The organism is Mesorhizobium sp. ISC25 (assembly GCF_042295465.1).
GTDB lineage: Bacteria > Pseudomonadota > Alphaproteobacteria > Rhizobiales > Rhizobiaceae > Mesorhizobium.
On record NZ_CP135441.1, the window covers coordinates 5,836,896 to 5,855,399 of the forward strand.

The window sequence follows — 18,504 nt, forward strand, 5'->3', positions numbered from 1 at the left end:
TGAATGGTGAATAGTGAGAATGCACTTTACGCGCCGAAATTTCTCTGTTGCGCAACCATTCACCATTCACCATTCACCATTCACCATTCACCAGCAGCCAAGGCCGTGGCCGTTTTTGCAGTGCCAATCGCCCGGCTTCACCGCTACGATAGGGCATGGCGCTTTTTGAACTCACCCTTGTTCTGCTTCTCATCGCGGTCGCCCTGACCGCGCTGTCGCGGCGTCTGCAGGTTCCCTATCCATCATTGCTGGCGCTGGCCGGCGCCGGCATCGCCTTCCTGCCGTTTGCACCGACCATCGAGATTGACCCGGAGCTGGCGCTCGCTCTGTTCATCGCGCCGGTTCTGCTCGACGCGGCCTATGACACGTCGCTGCGCGATCTCAACCGCTACAAGGTTTCGCTCATCCTGCTGGCGCTTGGCGCCGTCATCTTCACCACGGTGACGGTCGCGCTGGTCGGCTGGACGATGGCAGGCCTGCCCATCGCCGCCGCTATAGCGCTTGGCGCGATCGTGGCGCCGCCCGATGCCGTGGCAGCCGCTGCCGTGCTCGGACAGTTCAAGGTGCCGCACCGCATCACCGCCATCCTGGAAGGCGAGAGCCTGCTCAACGACGCCACCGCGCTGTTGATCTACAGGATGTCGGTTTCCGCTGCCGCCGGCTCCATCCTGTTGAGCAGTGCCGTTCCAATGATCCTGCTGTCGACGGTCGGCAGCCTTGCCGCAGGCTATGTGCTCGGCCGGTTGTCTCTCGCAATACTCGGCCGCATCGACGACCCGGCGAGCGGCACCGTGGTGCAATTCGCCTCAACGTTCGGCGTCTGGATCCTGGCCGACAGGATTGGGCTTTCCGCCATCATCACGATCGTCGTCTATGCCATGACGATCGCACGTACATCGCCGCGCCGCATGCCGGCAAGGAATCGTGTCAGCTCCTACTCGGTCTGGGAGACGGCGGTGTTCGTGCTCAATGTTCTGGCCTTTGTCCTGATGGGCCTGCAAGCGCGGTCGATCGTCGGCCGGCTTGCCGAGCAAGGGCAAAGCCAGGCGTTCGTCTTTGCCCTGGCTGTGCTGGCCGTCGTCATCGTATCGCGGCTTGTCTGGGTGCTGGGCTGCGGTGCGATCCTCAGAGCGGTGGCCCGTCTGGGCGACGAGGACAGGCGGAAGGACGCACCGACACTCCGCGGCGGCGTGCTTATCGGCTGGTGCGGCATGCGCGGCCTGGTGACGCTTGCTGCAGCCTTCGCCTTGCCGGCCGCCTTTCCGGGCCGCGATCCGATCGTGCTCGCCGCTTTCACGGTCGTGCTCGGCACATTGGTGCTGCAAGGCGTCAGCCTGAAACCGTTGCTGCTTCTGCTCAATCTCGACCTCGACCGGACGGTCGACCGGGAGGTGGCGCAGGCGCGCGTCGCCATCATGCAGGCGGCGCTGGACGTGCTCAGCGGCAAGACATCGAGCGCGGCAGGGGCGGTGCGCGAGCAATATGCCGCCCAGCGCGCCATCGCCGAAAACCCGGAGGATGCCCAGGCGGCGACCGAGTATGACAGATTGCGTCTTTATGCCATCAAGAGCCAGCGCGATGCGCTGGAGCGCCTGCGCATCGACGGAACAATCGGCGACGAGGCCTACCACCGCCTCGAGGAAGAGATCGACTGGTCGGAACTGGCCGCTTCCCCGCCCGGTCGGTTCCAGCCGCTGACCACTTAAAGCGCGTCGCGCTTGAACAGCCTCTTGCGACGCGCTTTAAGTTTTTGTCTTTACGCATGTCGTTATCCCAAAACCGCTGCGCACTTTTGGGCGACAAGCATTAGCATCTGGCCCAAGCTCCCTCCGTCCGGCTGCACATTGCAAGGCTGTCAGCGAACCGCTACTGCCACCAGGAAAGTGAGCCGGATAAGCAATGAAGCTGGTCAGCTACAACATCCAGTACGGCTTCGGCGGCGATGGCCGCTACGATCTGGCGCGCTGTGTCGAAGTTGTCGCCGAAGCCGACATCATCGCCTTGCAGGAAGTCGAACGGCACTGGCGGCGCAGCAACGAGGACGACCAGCCGGAACTTCTTTCGCAATTGCTGCCCGACTATCATTGGGTCTACGGGCCGGCCTTCGACATGGATGCCAGCCACCGGCGTGAAGGCCGCATCGTCAACCGGCGGCGGCAATTCGGCACCATGGTGCTGTCGAAGCTGCCGATCGTCTGGTCACGGCTGCATACGCTGCCGCTCAGGCGCGCGCTTCGTCCGCTCAACACCCGCAACGCGGCACTCGAATGCATGATCCGCACCCCCGCCGGCCCGGTGCGGGTGCTGTCGTTGCATCTGGCGCATATCGCGGCCGAGGAGCGGCTGGAGCAGATCGACTATTTGCTCGCCGAGCATCGCCGCGCCCCCTCCGAAGGCGGCCCGTGGAGCGGCGCCGACGATGAGCCGGCGCGCAACTGGAGCAATGGCGAACAGGAGCCCGAAAACCCCTTGGCGGCGATCTGGATGGGCGACTTCAACATGGAGCCGGGCAGCGCCGAGTACCGGCGCATCGTCGGCAGCACGCCCTATCATCGCGGTGCCGCCTATCTCGACGGTTTTGTCGATGCCGCCGCCGTCGCCATAGAAACGACAACGGATTTCCACACCCATGTGAAGACCATCGACGGCAGGCTGGCAAACCGCCGGCTCGACCATTGCTTCGTCGGCGGCATGTTTGCGGGGCGCGTGCGCTCGGTCAGTGCCGAAATCGGCCAAATCGCTTCCGACCATTTTCCGCTCTGGGTCGATATCGACCTGGAGACGCCGATCGTCATCGGGACGGGCGGCGGATGAACCGCCGATGAGCCTGTTTGTCTTTTTCGCGGTGCTCGCCGCCGCTTCCATGCATGCGATCTGGAACGCGCTGGTCAAGGTCCATCTCGACCGTTTCCTGTCGATCACGCTGATGACGCTCGGCATGGGTGCCGCGGCGCTGGTGACGTTGCCCTTTGTCGAGGTGCCGAAGCCGGAAGTGTGGCCGTACATCCTCGCCTCGGTTGTTTTCCACATGGGCTACAGGACGTTCCTGATCGGCGCCTACAAGGCCGGCGATTTCGCCCAGACCTATCCTCTGGCGCGCGGCACCGCGCCGTTGCTGGCCGCTTTGGGGGGCATTGTCGTCGTTGCCGAGATGCCGGCGCCGCTCGCCATCGTCGGCATCCTCTTGTTGTCGGCGGGCACGCTGGTGCTGTCGTTTCGCGGCGGCGCGCATCTGGAGAAATTGAACCTGCGCGCCGTCGGCTTCGCGCTGGGCACATCGATCTTCATCGCCAGCTATACGCTGTCCGACGGTAGCGGCGCGCGGCTGGCCGCCACCGCGTCGAGTTATGCGGCGTGGCTGTTCGTCTGCGATGCGCTGTGGGCGCTGGTGCTGTGCGTCGTCTTTCGCGGCCCACAGGCGCTGCCGGTGCTGGCGCGCGACTGGAAGGCGGGAATCTATACCGGCGTGCTCAGCGGTGGCGCCTACTGGATCGTGATGTGGGCGATGACCAAGGCGCCGATCGCCTCGGTGGCGTCGCTGCGCGAAACATCGATCCTGTTCGCCATGATGATCTCAGTGTTCGCGCTCGGCGAGAAGATGACGGCATGGCGAGGTGCCGCGGTGCTTAGCATCGTAGCCGGCGTCGTTGCGCTGAGAATGGGATAGTCACGCGATCTCGAGGTCGAAAACCATCAGCCCGTCGGTGCCGCGTTCGAGCGCCGCGACAAGTCTTGCGCCGGCTCGCTGATGCGCTTCATGCTCCAGATAGGCATCGCGTGCCGCGGCATCGCGAAAGTCGATGGTGAAGCCGTGTGTGAAGCCGCGAGCGAAGGGTTCCGGGCTGGTATTGGCGCTGAATTCGACCTTGCCCATGCCGTCGATCACCGGCCGCAACGCTTCGAGATCGGCATGGATTGCCGCCCGCTCGGCGTCGGCGACATCGTTGTGAAATCTGACGAAGACACAGTGCCTGATCATTCTTTGTCCCTCATGCCGCTCGGTTGGTGGAAAACACTGCTGGCGGCAGCGGCTCGCGGCCAAGGATCAGATCGGCGCCCTTTTCGCCAACCATGATCGTCGGGGCATTGGTGTTGGAGGAGGGGATGCGCGGCATCACCGAGGCGTCGCAGACGCGCAGGCCCTCGATACCGCGCAGCCTGAGATCGGGCGTCACCACGCTCATCGCATCGTGGCCCATGCGGCAGGTGCCGACCGGGTGGTGGTCGGTCTTGGAACTGCGGCAGGCGTAGTCGAACAACTCGTCGCCGCTCTGCAGGTCGGGTCCCGGCAGTACCTCGCGCAGGACATAGGGCTGCAGCGCCTTCTGCCGTATGATCTCGCGCGCCAGCCTCAGCCCCTTGATCGACATGTCGCGGTCATACGGATCGGCCCAATAGTTCGGATCGATCAGCGGGCGGTCGGCCGGGTCGGCACTGTTCAGCCGCACCGTGCCGCGCGAGCGCGGGCGCAGGAAGGCCGAGTTCAATGTCACGCCCGGATTGTTCAGCTTCTCGACGCCGGCCTCGATGCCGGAGCCGAGGCCGAGATGCAGCTGGATATCGGGAGAGGCGGCGGTCGGATCGGCGTACCAGAAGCCGCCGGTCTCGAACAGGCTGGAGGCAACCGGGCCTTTCTTCAGGAGCAGATATTGCAGGCCGGCCCACGCCGTCCAATGCAGCTTGGCGTAGTTGTCGTAGGTGTGGTCGCCGGTGCATTCGGCGATGACGAACAGATCGAGGTGATCCTGCAGGTTGGAGCCGACGCCAGGCAAATCATGCACCGGTGTCACGCCGATCGCCTTCAAATGGTCGGCCGGGCCGATGCCCGACTGCATCAGAAGCTTCGGCGAGCCGATGGCGCCGGACGAGACGATCACCTCGCGTTCGGCGCGCAGGATCGTTGGCTGGCCGCCCGGCCTGTCGACGATCTCGACCCCTGCGGCGCGGCCCTTGTCGACGACGATGCGTGTCACCAGTACGCCGGTCCTGACGGTGAGATTCTTGCGCTCGCGGATCGGCCGGAGATAGGCGACCGAGGCGGAGGAGCGCTTGGCGTCCTTCTGCGTCAATTGGTAATAGCCGACGCCCTCCTGGCTGGTGCCGTTGAAGTCGGGATTGAAGGGAATGCCCATCTCTTGTCCGGCACGGAAATAGGCCTCGCAGATCGGCAGCGGCGCGATCGGGTTCGACACGCCGAGCGGGCCCTGGTCGCCGTGAAAATCGTTGGCGTAGCGCTGGTTGTTCTCGGCGCGTTTGAAATAGGGCAGCACGTCGCGATAGCCCCAGCCGGCAAGGCCTTCCTCCTTCTCCCAGGCGTCGTAGTCGCGGGCATTGCCGCGCGTGTAGATCTGGGCGTTGATCGAGGAGCCGCCGCCGATCACCTTGGCCTGCGTGTACCGGAAGACGCGGTCCTGCATGTGCTTTTGCGGCACTGTCGACCAGCCCCAGGCGGCGATGCCCTTGGTCATCTTGGCAAAACCCGCCGGCATGTGGATCAGCGGATGCCAGTCCTTGCCGCCGGCTTCGAGCAGCAGCACCTGATGCGATGGATCTTCGCTCAGCCGGTTGGCGAGTACGCAGCCGGCCGGGCCGGCGCCGACGATTATGTAGTCGGTCATGGGATGTAGTCGATCATGGCGTCACCTGTTCATAGCCTCGGCACCGACAGCGCGCCGTCGACATTGATGACCGAGCCGGTCGAAAAGCCGAGCTTGCCGCCGGCGAGTGCTGCCACGGCGGCACCGATATCTTCGCTCTCGCCCCAGCGCATTGCCGGCACCAGCCCGCCGTCGATCAGCCCGTCATATTTGGCGGTGACACCGGCTGTCATGTCGGTGCGGATGATGCCCGGGCGCACCTCGAACACGGCTATGTTTTCGCTGGCAAGCCGCAGCGCCAGGTTCTTCACCCACATCGAAAGCCCGGCCTTGGAAATGCAGTAATCGGCACGTTCCGGCGAGGCCATGGCGGCGCTGACCGAGGTGATCGTGATGATCGATCTCGCACCATCGCTCGGCAGGCCGAGCATCGCTTTGGCAACGGCCTGGCTGAGGAATACGGTGCCGCGCAGATTGATGCCGAGCACCCGGTCGAAATTTTCCGGCTTGAGTTCAAGCAGGTCGCCGCGCAGGACGGTGCCGATGCCGGCATTGTTGACCAGGCAGTCGATGCGGCCGAAGGCGCTTGTCGCGGCATCGATCAGTCCTGCATGGCCGTCGAGGTCGGCGATGTCGCAGCGATGGTATGCGAATGAGGCGCCGCGCGCTGTAATGTCGGAGGCAAGTCCATCGGCGGGCTTCTCGGCAAGGTCTGCGACGAGGAGGTCGAAGCCTGCATCGGCCAGCGCCTCGGCGCAGGCAAGGCCGATGCCGCGCGCGCCGCCGGTGACGATGACTGCCGGGCGGCTCATGTTGCGAGCTCCGTCTTGCGGATATGATCCGCGACGCGCAGCGCCTGTGCGGCGATCGATAGCGCCGGATTGACGGCGGCCGAATTCGGCAGGAAGCCGGCGTCGACGACGAACAAATTGCTGTGGTCGAAGGAGCGGCAGAACGGATCCAGCGGCGAGGTCGCTGGATCGCTGCCCATCTTCACCGTGCCGCACTGATGCGAGGGCGTGCGCTTGTCAAACGGCCGCGACAGCACGATCGGATAGCCGCAGGCGCGGAAATTCTCGCGCATCACCTTGGTCAGTCGGTCGAGCGACTGCATGTTGGAGCGCCGCCACTGCATGACGATGTCCTTGCCGTCGACCACGATGCGGCTCTCGGGATCGGGCAGGTCTTCGCACATCAGATACCAGTCGACGGCGTGGCCGGCCATGAAATCGAGCGCGAATTTGGGCGCGCGCCTGACATTGGCCTTGAGGATGTTGCCGTCGATCTTGCCGAGGAGCTGGACGTTGCCGAGCGGCTTGCCGCCCTTGCCGTCGGATAGATAATAGTCGTTCAGCATCAGCGTCTTCTGATAGACGGATTTGTTCCGGCGGCGCGGATCGATCGCCAGCATAGCGCTCGAATTGTGGTTCATGAAGTTGCGGCCGACCTGGTCGGAGCGGTTGGCCAAGCCTTTCCCGCTGGCGGAAGGCGAGCGCAGCAGGATGGCGGCGGAATTGACCGCGCCGGCCGATAGGATGACCAGCTTCGGCGCGACTTTCTTCAGCGTACCGTTCTGTCGATAATGGACGGCGGCGATTGTCCTCGCATCCGGCGATGCCTCGAGATGTTCGACGTGGGCTCCGGTCTCGAGCTTGATGTTCTGATCGGCAAGGGCCGACGCCAGCGGTCCCGTTTGGGCGTCGACCTTGCCGGCACCGGTGTTGGGAAACGCGTCCCACGGCGTGCTGCCGTCTTTCAGCCAGGCTTCGATGTCGACGCCGAGCGGCAGCGATGCCGGGTGCAGACCGAGGCTCTTGAGTTCGGCGCGGGCGCGCGCGATCGGCGGCTCGTCGGGTACCGGCCCGAAAGGGTAGGGCATCGAGTGGAATGGCTCGGTCGGGTCTTCACCCAGCGCACCGCGCACGCGGAAAAGCTGCTCGGCCCTGGAATACCAGGGTTCGAATTCCTCATAGGAAAACGGCCAGGCCGGCGAGATGCCGCCATAGTGCTCCATCTCCGAAAAGTCTTGCCCGCGGTAGCGGATCAGCACGGCGCCGTAGAATTTCGAATTGCCGCCGACATAGTAGTAATTGCCCGGGTTGAAAGGCGCTCCGCCGGCCTCGAGCCACATCTCCTTCGGCCGATAGTGACCATCGACGAAGATAGCTCGCGTGTCGCGTGTGTGCGGCGTTGCCGGCAGTGGTTCGCCGCGCTCTAGCATCAGGATCGAGGCGCCGCTGCCGGCAAGGCCGGAGGCGATCGTGGCGCCGCCTATGCCGGAGCCGATGATGACAATGTCGGGATTTGTCATGGCTGTCAGACGATGCGTTTCTCGGTCGCCGGATCGAAGAACACCGCCTTGGTCAGGTTGAAGGCGAGCGGCGTGACCGTGCCGGGCTGGATGTTGGCATCGGCGCGCAGCCGCGCCACCACCGCCTTGCCGCCGAGATTGGTGACCGCGAACGTATCCGAGCCGGCCGGCTCGATGACCTCGATGTGACAGTCGGCGCGGGCAATGCTCGAGGCGTTGCGTTCGGCCCCTTCGGGATCGGTCAGTGCTTCCGGGCGGACGCCGAAGATGATCGGCTTGCCCTGGAATGCCGAAAGACCGGCCGGCGCGTTGGCCAGCGGCAGCGAGATCGGCTGGCGCGTCTCGCGCTCCATGACGACGGAGAAGCCGCTGCCGTTGCTGCCGATCGTCGCCGGGATCAGGTTCATCGCCGGCGAGCCCATGAAGTCGGCAACAAACAGGTTGGTCGGATTGTTATAGATTTCGGCCGGCGTGCCGAACTGCTGCACCTCGCCGTCGCGCATCACCGCGATCTTGGTGGCCAGCGTCATCGCCTCGATCTGGTCGTGCGTGACGTAGACGATGGTGGTGCCGGTGGTGGCGTGCAGGCGCTTGATCTCGATGCGCATGTCGACGCGCAGCTTGGCGTCGAGATTGGACAAAGGCTCGTCGAACAGGAACAGCTTTGGATCGCGCACCAGCGCCCGGCCCATGGCGACCCGCTGGCGCTGGCCGCCGGAAAGCTGGCTTGGCTTGCGCTTAAGCAAATGGCCGATCTGCAGGACTTTCGCCACCTTGTCGATCGCCTTCTGGCGCTCATCGGCCGGCACGCCGCGCATCTCCATGCCGAAGGCGATATTGCCGGCAACCGTCATGTTCGGATAGAGCGCGTAGCTCTGGAAGACCATGGCGATGTCGCGCTTGGAGGGGTGGAGATCGTTGATCGTGCGTCCGTCGACGCGGATTTCGCCTTCGGTGATGGTCTCCAGGCCGGCAATGGTGTTGAGCAGCGTGGACTTGCCGCAACCGGAAGGCCCGACCAGCACGAGGAAGCCGCCCTTTTCGAGGTCGAGGTCGATGCCTTTCAGGATCTCGACCGCTCCGAAACGCTTCTTCAACCCGTCAATTTCCAGAAAAGCCATGCGATTATCCTTTGACGGCGCCGGCCATCAGGCCGCGCACGAAATAGCGGCCGGCGAGCACGTAGACGAGGAGCGTCGGCAGCGCGGCGATCATCGCCGCCGCCATGTTGACGTTGTATTCGACGACGCCGGTCGAGGTGTTGACGACATTGTTCAGGGCCACCGTCATTGGCATGACGTCGCCTGAGCCGGCATAGGCGGAGGCAAACAGGAAGTCGTTCCAGATGTTGGTGAACTGGTAGATCACCGTCACCACGATGATCGGCAGCGAGTTGGGCAGCATGATGCGCCGGAAGATCTGGAAGAAGCTGGCGCCGTCGATCTGCGCCGCCTTCACCAGCTCGTTCGGAAACGCTTCGTAATAATTGCGGAAGAACAGGGTGGTGAAGCCGATGCCGTAGACGACGTGGACAAACACCAGGTTCACCGTCGGATTGCCGAAGCCGAAGGTGAGGCCGGTCGCGTTCTGCAGCTTGACGCCGAACCGGCCGAGGCTGCCGAGGATCGTTGCCATCGGCAAGAGGACCGACTGGAACGGGATGAAGCAGGCAAACAGCATCAGCCCGAACACCAGCGTCGCGCCGCGAAAGCGCCACTTCGTCAGCACATAGCCGTTGAGCGCGCCGAGCAGGGTCGAGATGATGACGGCCGGAACCACCATCTTGATCGAGTTCCAGAAATAGCCCTTCATGCCGACGCAGGTGAGACCCGAGCAGACTTCGCTCCATGCCCTTATCCAGGGTGCGAAGGTTGGCGCCTGCGGCAGCGCCAGCATGTTGCCGTTCTGGATTTCGTCCATGGTCTTGAACGAGGTCACCAGCATGACGAATAGCGGCATCAGGTAGAACAGCGCGAACAGCGCCAGCAGCCCGTAAATGACGATACGGTTGACCGTCCTGGCGCTGATGCCGCCAGTGCTCTGGCGGGCAGGAGTGGCTATGGCGTTCATCGCGGCTTCTCCCGAAGCTCGGAATAGAGATAGGGAACGATGATCGCGGTGATGGTCATCAGCATGATCACGGCGCTGGCCGAGCCGACGGCCATCTCGTTGCGCTTGAAGGTGTACTCATACATGAAATTGGACGGCAGCCAGGCCGAACCGCCCGGCCCGCCGCTGGTCAGCGCGACGACCAGATCGTAGGACTTGATGGCGAGATGCGCGAGCACGATCAAGGCCGAGAGAAAGATCGGCCGCAGCAGCGGGATAACGATGCGGCGGTAGAGCTGGAAGGTGGTGGCGCCGTCGATCTGCGCCGCCTTCAGGATCTCGCCGTCAATGCCGCGCAGGCCGGCCAGGAACATCGCCATGATGAAGCCCGACGCCTGCCAGACGCCGGCGATGACCACCGTGTAGATGACAAAATCCTTGTTCTTGATCCAGTCGAAATGGAAGCTCGTCCAGCCCCATTGGTGCAGCGTCTGCTCGAGGCCGAGGCCGGGGTCGAGAAACCATTTCCAGGCAACGCCGGTGACGATGAACGACAGTGCCATCGGGTAGAGATAGATCGGCCGCAGCACACCTTCGCCGCGGATCTTCTGGTCGAGCAGGATCGCCAGGAACAGGCCGAGCGCCAGACAGATGGAAATGTAGAGGAAGCCGAAAATCCCCATATTGGTGATCGACGTGTACCAGGAGGACGGCGGATCGCTTTCGAAGGTCCAGCGCCAGAGCCGCTGATAGGCGCGTGGCCCGGTGATCGCATAGGACGGGAAGGTCTTGGAATTGGTGAAGGACAGATAGATCGTCCACAGGATGAAGCCGTAGACGAAGACGATAGTGGTGGCGAAGCTCGGCGCCAGCACGAGCTTCGGCAGCGCCTCCTGAAGGCGCGAGCGCACCGTGGCGCCCGGACGGGCATCGTGCTCCGGCGTCAGCGTGATACTGGTTTCAGCAACTGTGCTCATCTGTCCATTCCGTATAGCGGGTCCGGAATTCTGTCGTCGCGGGCTCTCCGGCACGAAAGCGTCCCGGTCGGCGCAACCGCAAACCTCGCCGCAGGGGATCTCCCCGGCTTGCGCCGGGGAGATCATTCACATGGGCGGTGCCTTACTTGGCGTCTTCGATCGCGCTGACCAGTTGGGTCACGGCCTCGTCCGAGGTCTTGATCTGGCCGTGGACGAACTTCGAGACGACATCCTTGTAGGCGTTGGCAACCGCCGGCGGCGCGCCATAGCCCTGTGCCAGCGAACCGAACAGCGTGCCGCCTTCATTGGCGGCCTTCAGGTCGGCCATGCCCTTCTTGCCGCAAGCGTCGAAATCGGTATCCGGCACGTCGGTGCGGGCCGGAACAGAGCCCTTGACGACGTTGAAGGCCGACTGGAAGCTCTTCGACAGCGTGGCGGTGGCCAGGGCGATCTGGGCGGCCTTGCGGTCCTCCGGAACGTTGAACATGCCGAACATGTCGGAGTTGTAGACGACGCTGCCGTCGGTGCCGGGGAAGCGGTAGCACAGGAAGTCGGTGCCCGGGACCTTCTTGGCGGCGTTGAATTCGCCCTTGGCCCAGTCACCCATCACCTGCACCAGCGCATCGCCCTTGATGACCATGGCGGTGGCGAGGTTCCAGTCCCGGCCCGAGAAGTTCGGGTCGACATAGGTGACGAGCTTGGCGAGGTTGTCGAATGACTTCTTCATCGTGTCGGACTTCAGTGACTCCTCGTCGAGGTCGTTGAAGGCCTTCTTGTAGAACTCAGGCCCGCCCGTCGACAGCACGACCGAGTCGAACATGGTCGCTTCCTGCCAGTTCTGGCCGCCCAGAGCGAGCGGGATGACGCCGGCTGCCTTGGCCTTGTCGAGCAACGCGATGAAGTCGTCGAAGGTCTTGGGCTCGGTGCCGCCGATCTTGTCCATCACCGCCTTGTTGATCCACAGCCAGTTGACCGAGTGGACGTTGACCGGAGCCGCGACCCACTTGCCGTCATAGACGGAGAATTTCTGCAGGGCCGCGGGAACGGACTTGTCCCAGCCTTCCTTTATCGCCGTCTCGGTCAGGTCGCCCATGACACCGGCCGCGGCGTAGTCGAGCACGGTATAGCCGAGCATCTGCGAGGCGGTCGGGTAGTTGCCGGCCGCCACCATCGCCTTCAGCGCGGTCATGGCGGCGTCGCCGCCGCCGCCGGCCACCGGCACGTCCTTCCAGGCAAAGCCTTCCTTGGCCAGATCCTGCTTGAGCACGTTCAGCGCGGCAGCTTCGCCGCCCGACGTCCACCAATGCAGCATCTGGACTTCCTTGACGTCCTCGGCATGGGCCGCGAACGCAACGCCCGATGCGAGAGCCGTCCCGATAAGCAGTTTGCGCAACATGTACTTCCTCCCTTGTTGAACTTACATGACCGGCGGATGCCCACCGGGTTCTTCCCAACTCAGCCGACCCACCATCCGGTGCGCTGGCCGCGATGAAACTGGATTGTCTTTTCCTCGGTATAATCCTCGACGGCGCGCTTGCCGAGTTCGCGTCCAAGACCGGACTGCTTGTAGCCGCCGAAAGGCAGCTCGGGATAACCCTCCATGAACGTGTTCACCCAAACGGTTCCCGAACGCACATTCCGCGCCACCGACATGCAGGTATCGATGCTGGCGCTCCACACGCCCGCCGACAGACCATAGGGCGTGTTGTTGGCGATGTGCAACGCCCTTCCAATCGATTCAAAAGTCAGCACCGAGAGCACCGGGCCGAACACTTCCTCGCGCGCAATGGCCATGTCTTCGGTGACGTCGCCAACGATGGTCGGATCAAGATACTGGCCGGCGCTCGAAGCAAGCTGCTTGCCGCCGCCATAGATCCGGCCGCCGCCGTTTTCCGCTGCCGTCACGTAGCCGGTGACCTTGGCCACATGGTCGGCGGAGATCATCGCGCCGACCTTGGTGCGGTCGTCGAGCGGGTCGCCGACAGTCACCTTGGCGGTGAGTGCTTTGACGGCGCCGAGGAACTCGTCGGCGATCGCCTCATGGACGATTAGCCGGCTGCCGGCATTGCAGCACTCGCCGGCGTTGAAGAAGCCGCCGAAAACCGCCGCGTCGGCGGCGGCCTCGAGGTCGGCGTCGGGAAAGACGATCTGGCCGTTCTTGCCGCCGAGCTCCATCGCGACTTTTTTCAGCGAGTTGGCGGCAGACGCCATGGTCATCCTGCCGACGCGGGTGGAGCCGGTGAACGACACCATCTCGACCAGCGGATGGCTGACCATCGGTGCGCCGACATCGGCGCCCAGCCCGGCAAGGATGTTGACGACGCCGTCCGGCAGGCCGGCCTGCATCAGGATATCGCCGAGCACAAACGTCGAGGCAGAGGTCATCTCGCTCGGCTTGACCACCGCCGTGCAGCCGGCGGCGAGCGCGAAGGGCAGCTTCTGGCTGACGATCAGGAAGGGAAAATTCCACGGCGTGATGATCGACACGACGCCGATCGGTTCGCGCAGCACAACACCGAGCATGGCGTCGCCGAGATTGGCGTAGCTTTCGCCGTGAAGCGTCCGCGCAAGTGCGGCGGCATAGCGCCAGATGTCGACGGCGCCGCCGATCTCGCCGCGCGCCTGGGCAATCGGCTTGCCGGATTCCAGTGCGTCGAGCCGGGCAATCTCGTCCAGCCGCGCCTCGATCAGGTCAGCCGCCTTGAGCAGGATCGTGGCGCGTTCGGCTGCCTTCATGCGCGGCCACGGGCCGGTCTCGAAGGCCTTGTGCGCGGCCTGTACTGCCGCCTCTACATCCGCCGCGCCGGCCTGTGCATAGCGCGAGACGGTGAAGCCGTGGCCGGGGCTGCTGCGCTCCAGTGTGCGGCCGTCCTGGGCATCGACGAACTTGCCGGCGATCAGCAGCCGATAGCTTTTCGGCGCTGCGGCTGCCTCGGCGGGCATGGCGATGTTGAGAGGCGCGTTCATGTGATTTCCAGGTTCCTAAGATCTTGAGAACGCCGGTTTCTGCTTGGCTTTGAAAGCCTCGACGCCGGCCCTGAGATCGCTCGTCAGCGCAACGAAGCCGCTGGCCAGCGCTTCGGTCGCGGCAGCACTCTCTTCGCCTTCGGCGATGGCAATCATCAGCTTGGCGGCCTCGGTCGCCAGCGGTCCGCGCTCGGCGATCTTGCCGGCCCAGGCCTTGGCTTCGGCGAAAGCCTTGCCGGTCTCGACCACCCGGTCGACAATCCCCAGAGCAAGAGCCTCGGTCGCCAGAAACACCTCGCCGCCGAGCGCCATCCGCCGCACCGCCTGCGCACCGAAGCGGCGCACGGCGCGCTGTGTGCCGGACCAGCCAGGAACGACACCGATCGAGGTCTCGGGGAACCCCAGCTTCACCTGTGTTTCTGCGACGCGGAGGTCGCATGCAGCCGCCAGTTCCAGCCCACCGCCCAGCGCATGGCCGGCAAGAATGGCGATCGTCGGCTGCCGCAGTCGCGCCAGCCGGTCAAAGACGCGATGGCCGTAGCGCACCCATTGCACCTGGAAATCGGCGGCGCTCATTTCTGCCCACGCCTCGACGTCGCCGCCGGCGCAAAAGCCCTTGCCTTCGCCGCAGACCAGCACGACGCGGACGCCGTCCGCCGCCTCGGCTTCGTCGAGTGCTGCTTCCAGCGCCCGCAGAATCGGGATGTCGAGGGCGTTGAATTTCTCCGGCCGGCGCAGCGTGACAATGCCGATGGCGCCGTCGGTTTCAAAGGTGACGAGGCGCTCAGCCATGGGCGCCTCCAAGCGAGGCGCCGCCATTGAGCGACAGGCCGATCGGCCGGTCCCTGTAGAGCGCATCCGGCGTCACTTTGAGATCGTTGGCTACGGCGAGCGGGATCTCGGCCTGCGCCAGCACATCGCGCTCCAGGTCGATGCCCGGCGCCAGCTCGGTCACCGTCAGCCCTGCCGGCGTCAGCTTCATCACGCAGCGCTCGGTGACATAAGTGATGTCCTGTCCCTGCGCGACGGCACGCTTGCCCGAGAAGGAGATGTGCTCGACCTCACCGACGACTTTCTTGACCTTGCCCTCCTGGTCGATGCGGATGCCGCCACCGGCCAGCGACAGCTTGGCGCCGGCATTGAAGAAACCGGAAAAGACGATCCTCTTCGCCCGCGCGGTGATGTCGACGAAGCCGCCGGCGCCGGCGGTGACGTGGGGCCGCGCCGAAAGCTTCGACACGTTGACAGAACCATGGCGGTCGATCTGCAGGAAGGACAGCAGCGAGGCGTCGAAGCCGCCGGCCTGGAAATAGATGAACTGGTGCGGCGAGGGCATGAAGGCGTCGGCGTTCGACGAGCAGCCGAACTTGAAGTCGAGCAGCGGCACGCCGCCGACCGCGCCCTGTTCGATGACCCAGGTGACCTTGCCGTGCTGGCCTTCCTCGAGCAGGATCCGCGGCACATTGGCCGAGATGCCGAAGCCGATATTGACCGCCATGTCGTCGGCAAGCTCCATGGCGACGCGGCGCGCAATGACCTTCTGGACGTTCATCTCGGCGTTGCGGAAGCTCGACAACGGCCGGAAGATCTCGCCGGAGATGGCCGGATCGTAGGGCGTCAGCGTCGTCTGCAACTGGTCGGGCGCCACCACGATATGGTCGACCAGCACGCCGGGCACGCGCACATCGTGCGGTTTCAGCGTGCCGTTCTCGACGACGCGCTTGACCTGCGCGATGACGATGCCGCCATTGTTGCGGGCGGCGAGCGCCTGTTCGAGGCCGCCGAGATAGGCACCCTCATGCTCATAGGTGAGGTTGCCGCGCTCGTCGGCGGTGGTGGCGCGGATGATCGCCACCTGCGGCACGATCGCGCGGAAATAGAGCCACTCCTCGCCGTCGAACTGCTGCACCGAAACGATCGGCTCGCTGGCGGCAGCATTCATGGCGCAGCCCTGGTGGCGCGGGTCGGCAAAGGTATCGAGCCCGACCTTGGTCAGCACGCCGGGGCGTTTGGCGGCGGCTTCGCGATGCATGTCGAACAGGATGCCGGACGGCACGTTGTAAGCGGCGACCGTATTGTCGCCGATCATCTTCCAGATCTGCGGCGGTTCCGACGATGACGGCCCGGACGGATAGGAGCCGCACAAAGTGCGCTTCAACAGGCCGGGCTTGGCTAGATGGTCGATGCCCTTGATGCCGTACATGTCACCAGCGGCGATCGGGTGCAGCGTCGTTATGTCCTTGGGATGACCTTCGGCGTCGAAGCGCTCGCCGATGGCGGCCAGCACCGCGTCCGGACAGCCGAGGCCGCTCGACGACGACACGGAAACGACCATGCCGTCCCTGATCAGGCCGGCGGCCTCAGCTGCGGAGACGAGCTTGCTCACGTGGCGCTCCCGAGCTTCGGGTCGATGGCAATGGCCTTGCCGGAGCTGGCCGATTGCAATGCCGCCTCGGCTGATGTCAGCGACCAGACGCCGTCTTCGCCGGTGGCGGAAGGCTGGCCCTCGCCGCGGATCGCGGCATGGAATTGGCGCAGCGAACGGGCATAGAGGTCTTCGCGGTCGAAGCTCAATTCCTCCTCGCCCTGTGCCGTGCGCAGCAACACCGAGCCGACCGGCTTCTGCGTCATCACATCCTTGGCGATCAGCGAGCCTTCGCTGCCATGCGCCTCGAAGCCGGTGCCGGCGAATTTTGTCGTGAAGCCCTCATGCGATTGGGCAATGACCCCCGATCCGAAGCGCCAGAGGCACATGGCGCCGTCTTCCAGTCCGCCGGCGGCCATGCCGGCCGATTGCGTGAAGGCCGAGATCTCGACCGGATCGTCGCCGAGCACGAACCGCAGCGTATCGGCATCGTGGACGGTGATGTCGAGCACCACGCCGCCGCCGGCGTCCGGCCTGGTGATCCGCCAGCCCTGCAGGTTTTCCGGCAGATAGACAGAGTGGAAGACGCGCGCGGCGATCGGCCTGCCGATGCGGCCGGCAGCGATCGCTTCGCGCATCGCCCGATGCGAGCCGGCGTTGCGCAGATGGTGATTGGTGCCGAGCACGACGCCGGCGGCCCTGGCGGCGGCGACCATCTTGCGCGCGTCGGCGCTAGTCAGCGCCAGTGGTTTTTCGCAAAGCACATGCTTTCCCGCCTCGATGGCGGCGAGTGCCTGTTCGAGATGCAATTCGTTGGTGGTCGAGATGTAAACGGCGTCGATGTCGGAGCCGAGCAATTCATCAAGCGTCGAGACCGCCGCCGGAATGCGGTTTTCGCTGGCATAGGTGGCGGCGCGCCCCGGGCTGGAGCTCATCACCGCGGCGATCTCGCCGTCCGGCTGCGCGCGGATGGCGCCGATCATGAACTGTCTTGCGATCGTGCTGGCGCCGATCAGCCCCCAACTGACGGTCATGCCGCGTCTCCCATTCCTGCGCAGCCACGCTCCTTGCGATCGGGGCCGCAGCTTTCCCTGACCACGAGGTTGACGGCGCCGATATGATCCTCGGCGCGCGTGGTGCGCGATTGGATCATCTTCAGCACGACATGGGCGGCGCGCTCGCCGAGGCCGGCGGTGTTCACCGACACGCTGGTCAGCGCCGGCATGTAGTGCTCGGCCTCGGCCACGTCGTCGAAGCCGACGACGGCAAAATCCAAACCGGGTTCCAGGCCGCGCTTGCGCAGCGCCAGCAAGACGCCGAAGGCCACCGCATCGTTAAAGCAAAGGGCCGCGGTCGGCGGCGCGGCCATGGCGAGCGCGGTTTCCAGGCAGGCAATGCCGCCCTTGCGGCTGGTTTCGCCCTCGAACACCAGCCTGTCGGCCGGTGCGATGCCGAGCGCTTCACAGGCCTCGCGAAAGCCGCCCAGCCGCTCGTGATAGACGACAAGGTCGGATGAGCCGCCGAAGAAGGCCAGCCGGCGATGGCCCTTGCCGATCAGATGGGCGGTGGCAAGATAGGCGCCGCGATGATTGTCGGGCGTGATCACCGGGATGCGGCTTTCGGGAAGCCGGCGCATGACGAAGACGACCGGAACGCCTGCGGTCTCAAGGCGACGGAACGCGCCAGGCGTGGTGCCGCGCGCCGGCGACACGACGAGCCCGGCGACACCCTGCTCCATCAGCGATTTCAGAACCTCTTCCTGGCGCACCGGGTTTTCAGCCGTATTGGCGATGAAAGGCACGACGCCGGCCGACTGGAAGACGCGCTCCATGCCGACCGCCAGTTCGGCGAAAAACGGATTGGTGAGATCGTTGATGACCATGCCGATGACGTTGGAATGGGCCTTGCGCAGATTGGCGGCGCCGCGGTTATAGACATAGCCGACATCTTCGATCGCCTTGCGCACCTTGAGCGCGGTTTCGGGCCGGATCAGCCCGCTGCCTTGCAGCACCAGCGATACCGTCGATTTGGAGACGCCCGCCTCACGGGCAATGTCGAGTATCGTTGCCTTGGCCCGGCTGGCCATCCAGATCTGTCCTCCCGGTGGTTTCTTATGCGATTTATTGGAACGATCTAATCCTTGCGGCGCATTTGAGTCAATCGCGTTTTTGCGAACCCGGGAAAAATGCGGCTCAGTGGGCGCAATCCTCCAGCAAGTACGGCTTCCACCTGCTGCGA

Annotated in this window: 16 protein-coding genes; 3 read left to right on the plus strand and 13 right to left on the minus strand. The window is 64.5% G+C overall.

Annotation, left to right across the window (positions count from 1 at the left end; all coding sequences use genetic code 11):
* Window positions 1-155 precede the first annotated feature (155 nt).
* The 3 genes from RQ479_RS28770 to RQ479_RS28780 all read left to right on the plus strand — a co-directional run bounded on the left by RQ479_RS28770 (window position 156) and on the right by RQ479_RS28780 (window position 3,667).
* The gene (locus tag RQ479_RS28770) at window positions 156-1,706 is read left to right on the plus strand and encodes a cation:proton antiporter (RefSeq protein WP_376703248.1); all 1,551 of its coding nucleotides are present in this window, start codon (window positions 156-158) and stop codon (window positions 1,704-1,706) included.
* A gap of 193 nt (window positions 1,707-1,899) precedes the next feature.
* Window positions 1,900-2,814 (plus strand): endonuclease/exonuclease/phosphatase family protein, encoded by a 915-nt coding sequence (locus tag RQ479_RS28775; protein WP_376703249.1) that lies wholly within the window; start codon window positions 1,900-1,902, stop codon window positions 2,812-2,814.
* A gap of 7 nt (window positions 2,815-2,821) precedes the next feature.
* Window positions 2,822-3,667, plus strand: coding sequence for an EamA family transporter (locus RQ479_RS28780; protein ID WP_352465875.1), 846 nt, complete (start codon window positions 2,822-2,824; stop codon window positions 3,665-3,667).
* Here RQ479_RS28780 and RQ479_RS28785 read toward each other — a convergent pair whose 3' ends face one another.
* The 13 genes from RQ479_RS28785 to RQ479_RS28845 form a co-directional block, all read right to left on the minus strand.
* Window positions 3,668-3,979, minus strand: a complete 312-nt coding sequence (locus tag RQ479_RS28785; protein ID WP_376703250.1) for a Dabb family protein — start codon at window positions 3,977-3,979, stop codon at window positions 3,668-3,670. It abuts the gene before it with no gap.
* Window positions 3,980-3,989: 10 nt separating this feature from the next.
* Entirely contained in the window at window positions 3,990-5,618 is a 1,629-nt protein-coding gene (locus RQ479_RS28790) for a GMC family oxidoreductase (protein ID WP_376703251.1), read from the minus strand.
* A 29-nt stretch (window positions 5,619-5,647) separates the two neighbouring features.
* Window positions 5,648-6,409: a 3-ketoacyl-ACP reductase gene (locus tag RQ479_RS28795; protein WP_376703252.1), complete on the minus strand. Its 762-nt coding sequence runs from the start codon at window positions 6,407-6,409 to the stop codon at window positions 5,648-5,650.
* Entirely contained in the window at window positions 6,406-7,908 is a 1,503-nt protein-coding gene (locus RQ479_RS28800; protein WP_376703253.1) for a GMC oxidoreductase, read from the minus strand. Before RQ479_RS28800 ends, RQ479_RS28795 begins: the two co-directional genes overlap by 4 nt.
* A gap of 5 nt (window positions 7,909-7,913) precedes the next feature.
* On the minus strand, window positions 7,914-9,029 hold the full coding sequence (locus RQ479_RS28805; protein WP_376703254.1) for an ABC transporter ATP-binding protein: 1,116 nt from the start codon (window positions 9,027-9,029) through the stop codon (window positions 7,914-7,916).
* Window positions 9,030-9,033: 4 nt separating this feature from the next.
* Window positions 9,034-9,978, minus strand: coding sequence for a carbohydrate ABC transporter permease (locus tag RQ479_RS28810; protein ID WP_376703255.1), 945 nt, complete (start codon window positions 9,976-9,978; stop codon window positions 9,034-9,036).
* The gene (locus RQ479_RS28815) at window positions 9,975-10,934 is read right to left on the minus strand and encodes a carbohydrate ABC transporter permease (protein WP_376703256.1); all 960 of its coding nucleotides are present in this window, start codon (window positions 10,932-10,934) and stop codon (window positions 9,975-9,977) included. The genes RQ479_RS28810 and RQ479_RS28815 overlap by 4 nt, the downstream gene beginning before the upstream one ends.
* Before the next feature lie 142 nt (window positions 10,935-11,076).
* Complete coding sequence (locus RQ479_RS28820) at window positions 11,077-12,330, minus strand: ABC transporter substrate-binding protein (RefSeq protein WP_031194023.1); 1,254 nt, start codon at window positions 12,328-12,330, stop codon at window positions 11,077-11,079.
* A 59-nt stretch (window positions 12,331-12,389) separates the two neighbouring features.
* Window positions 12,390-13,901 carry an aldehyde dehydrogenase family protein gene (locus tag RQ479_RS28825; protein ID WP_376703257.1) on the minus strand — a complete coding sequence of 504 codons (1,512 nt, stop codon included), beginning with the start codon at window positions 13,899-13,901 and terminating at the stop codon, window positions 12,390-12,392.
* Between the two features lie 15 nt (window positions 13,902-13,916).
* A complete protein-coding gene (locus tag RQ479_RS28830; protein WP_376703258.1) occupies window positions 13,917-14,693 on the minus strand; it encodes an enoyl-CoA hydratase/isomerase family protein in 777 nt (258 codons plus the stop codon).
* On the minus strand, window positions 14,686-16,236 hold the full coding sequence (locus tag RQ479_RS28835; protein ID WP_376706032.1) for an acyl CoA:acetate/3-ketoacid CoA transferase: 1,551 nt from the start codon (window positions 16,234-16,236) through the stop codon (window positions 14,686-14,688). The genes RQ479_RS28830 and RQ479_RS28835 overlap by 8 nt, the downstream gene beginning before the upstream one ends.
* 47 nt (window positions 16,237-16,283) lie before the next feature.
* Window positions 16,284-17,300, minus strand: coding sequence for a Gfo/Idh/MocA family protein (locus RQ479_RS28840; protein WP_376703259.1), 1,017 nt, complete (start codon window positions 17,298-17,300; stop codon window positions 16,284-16,286).
* Window positions 17,297-18,352, minus strand: a complete 1,056-nt coding sequence (locus tag RQ479_RS28845) for a LacI family DNA-binding transcriptional regulator (RefSeq protein WP_376703260.1) — start codon at window positions 18,350-18,352, stop codon at window positions 17,297-17,299. The genes RQ479_RS28840 and RQ479_RS28845 overlap by 4 nt, the downstream gene beginning before the upstream one ends.
* Window positions 18,353-18,504 lie beyond the last annotated feature (152 nt).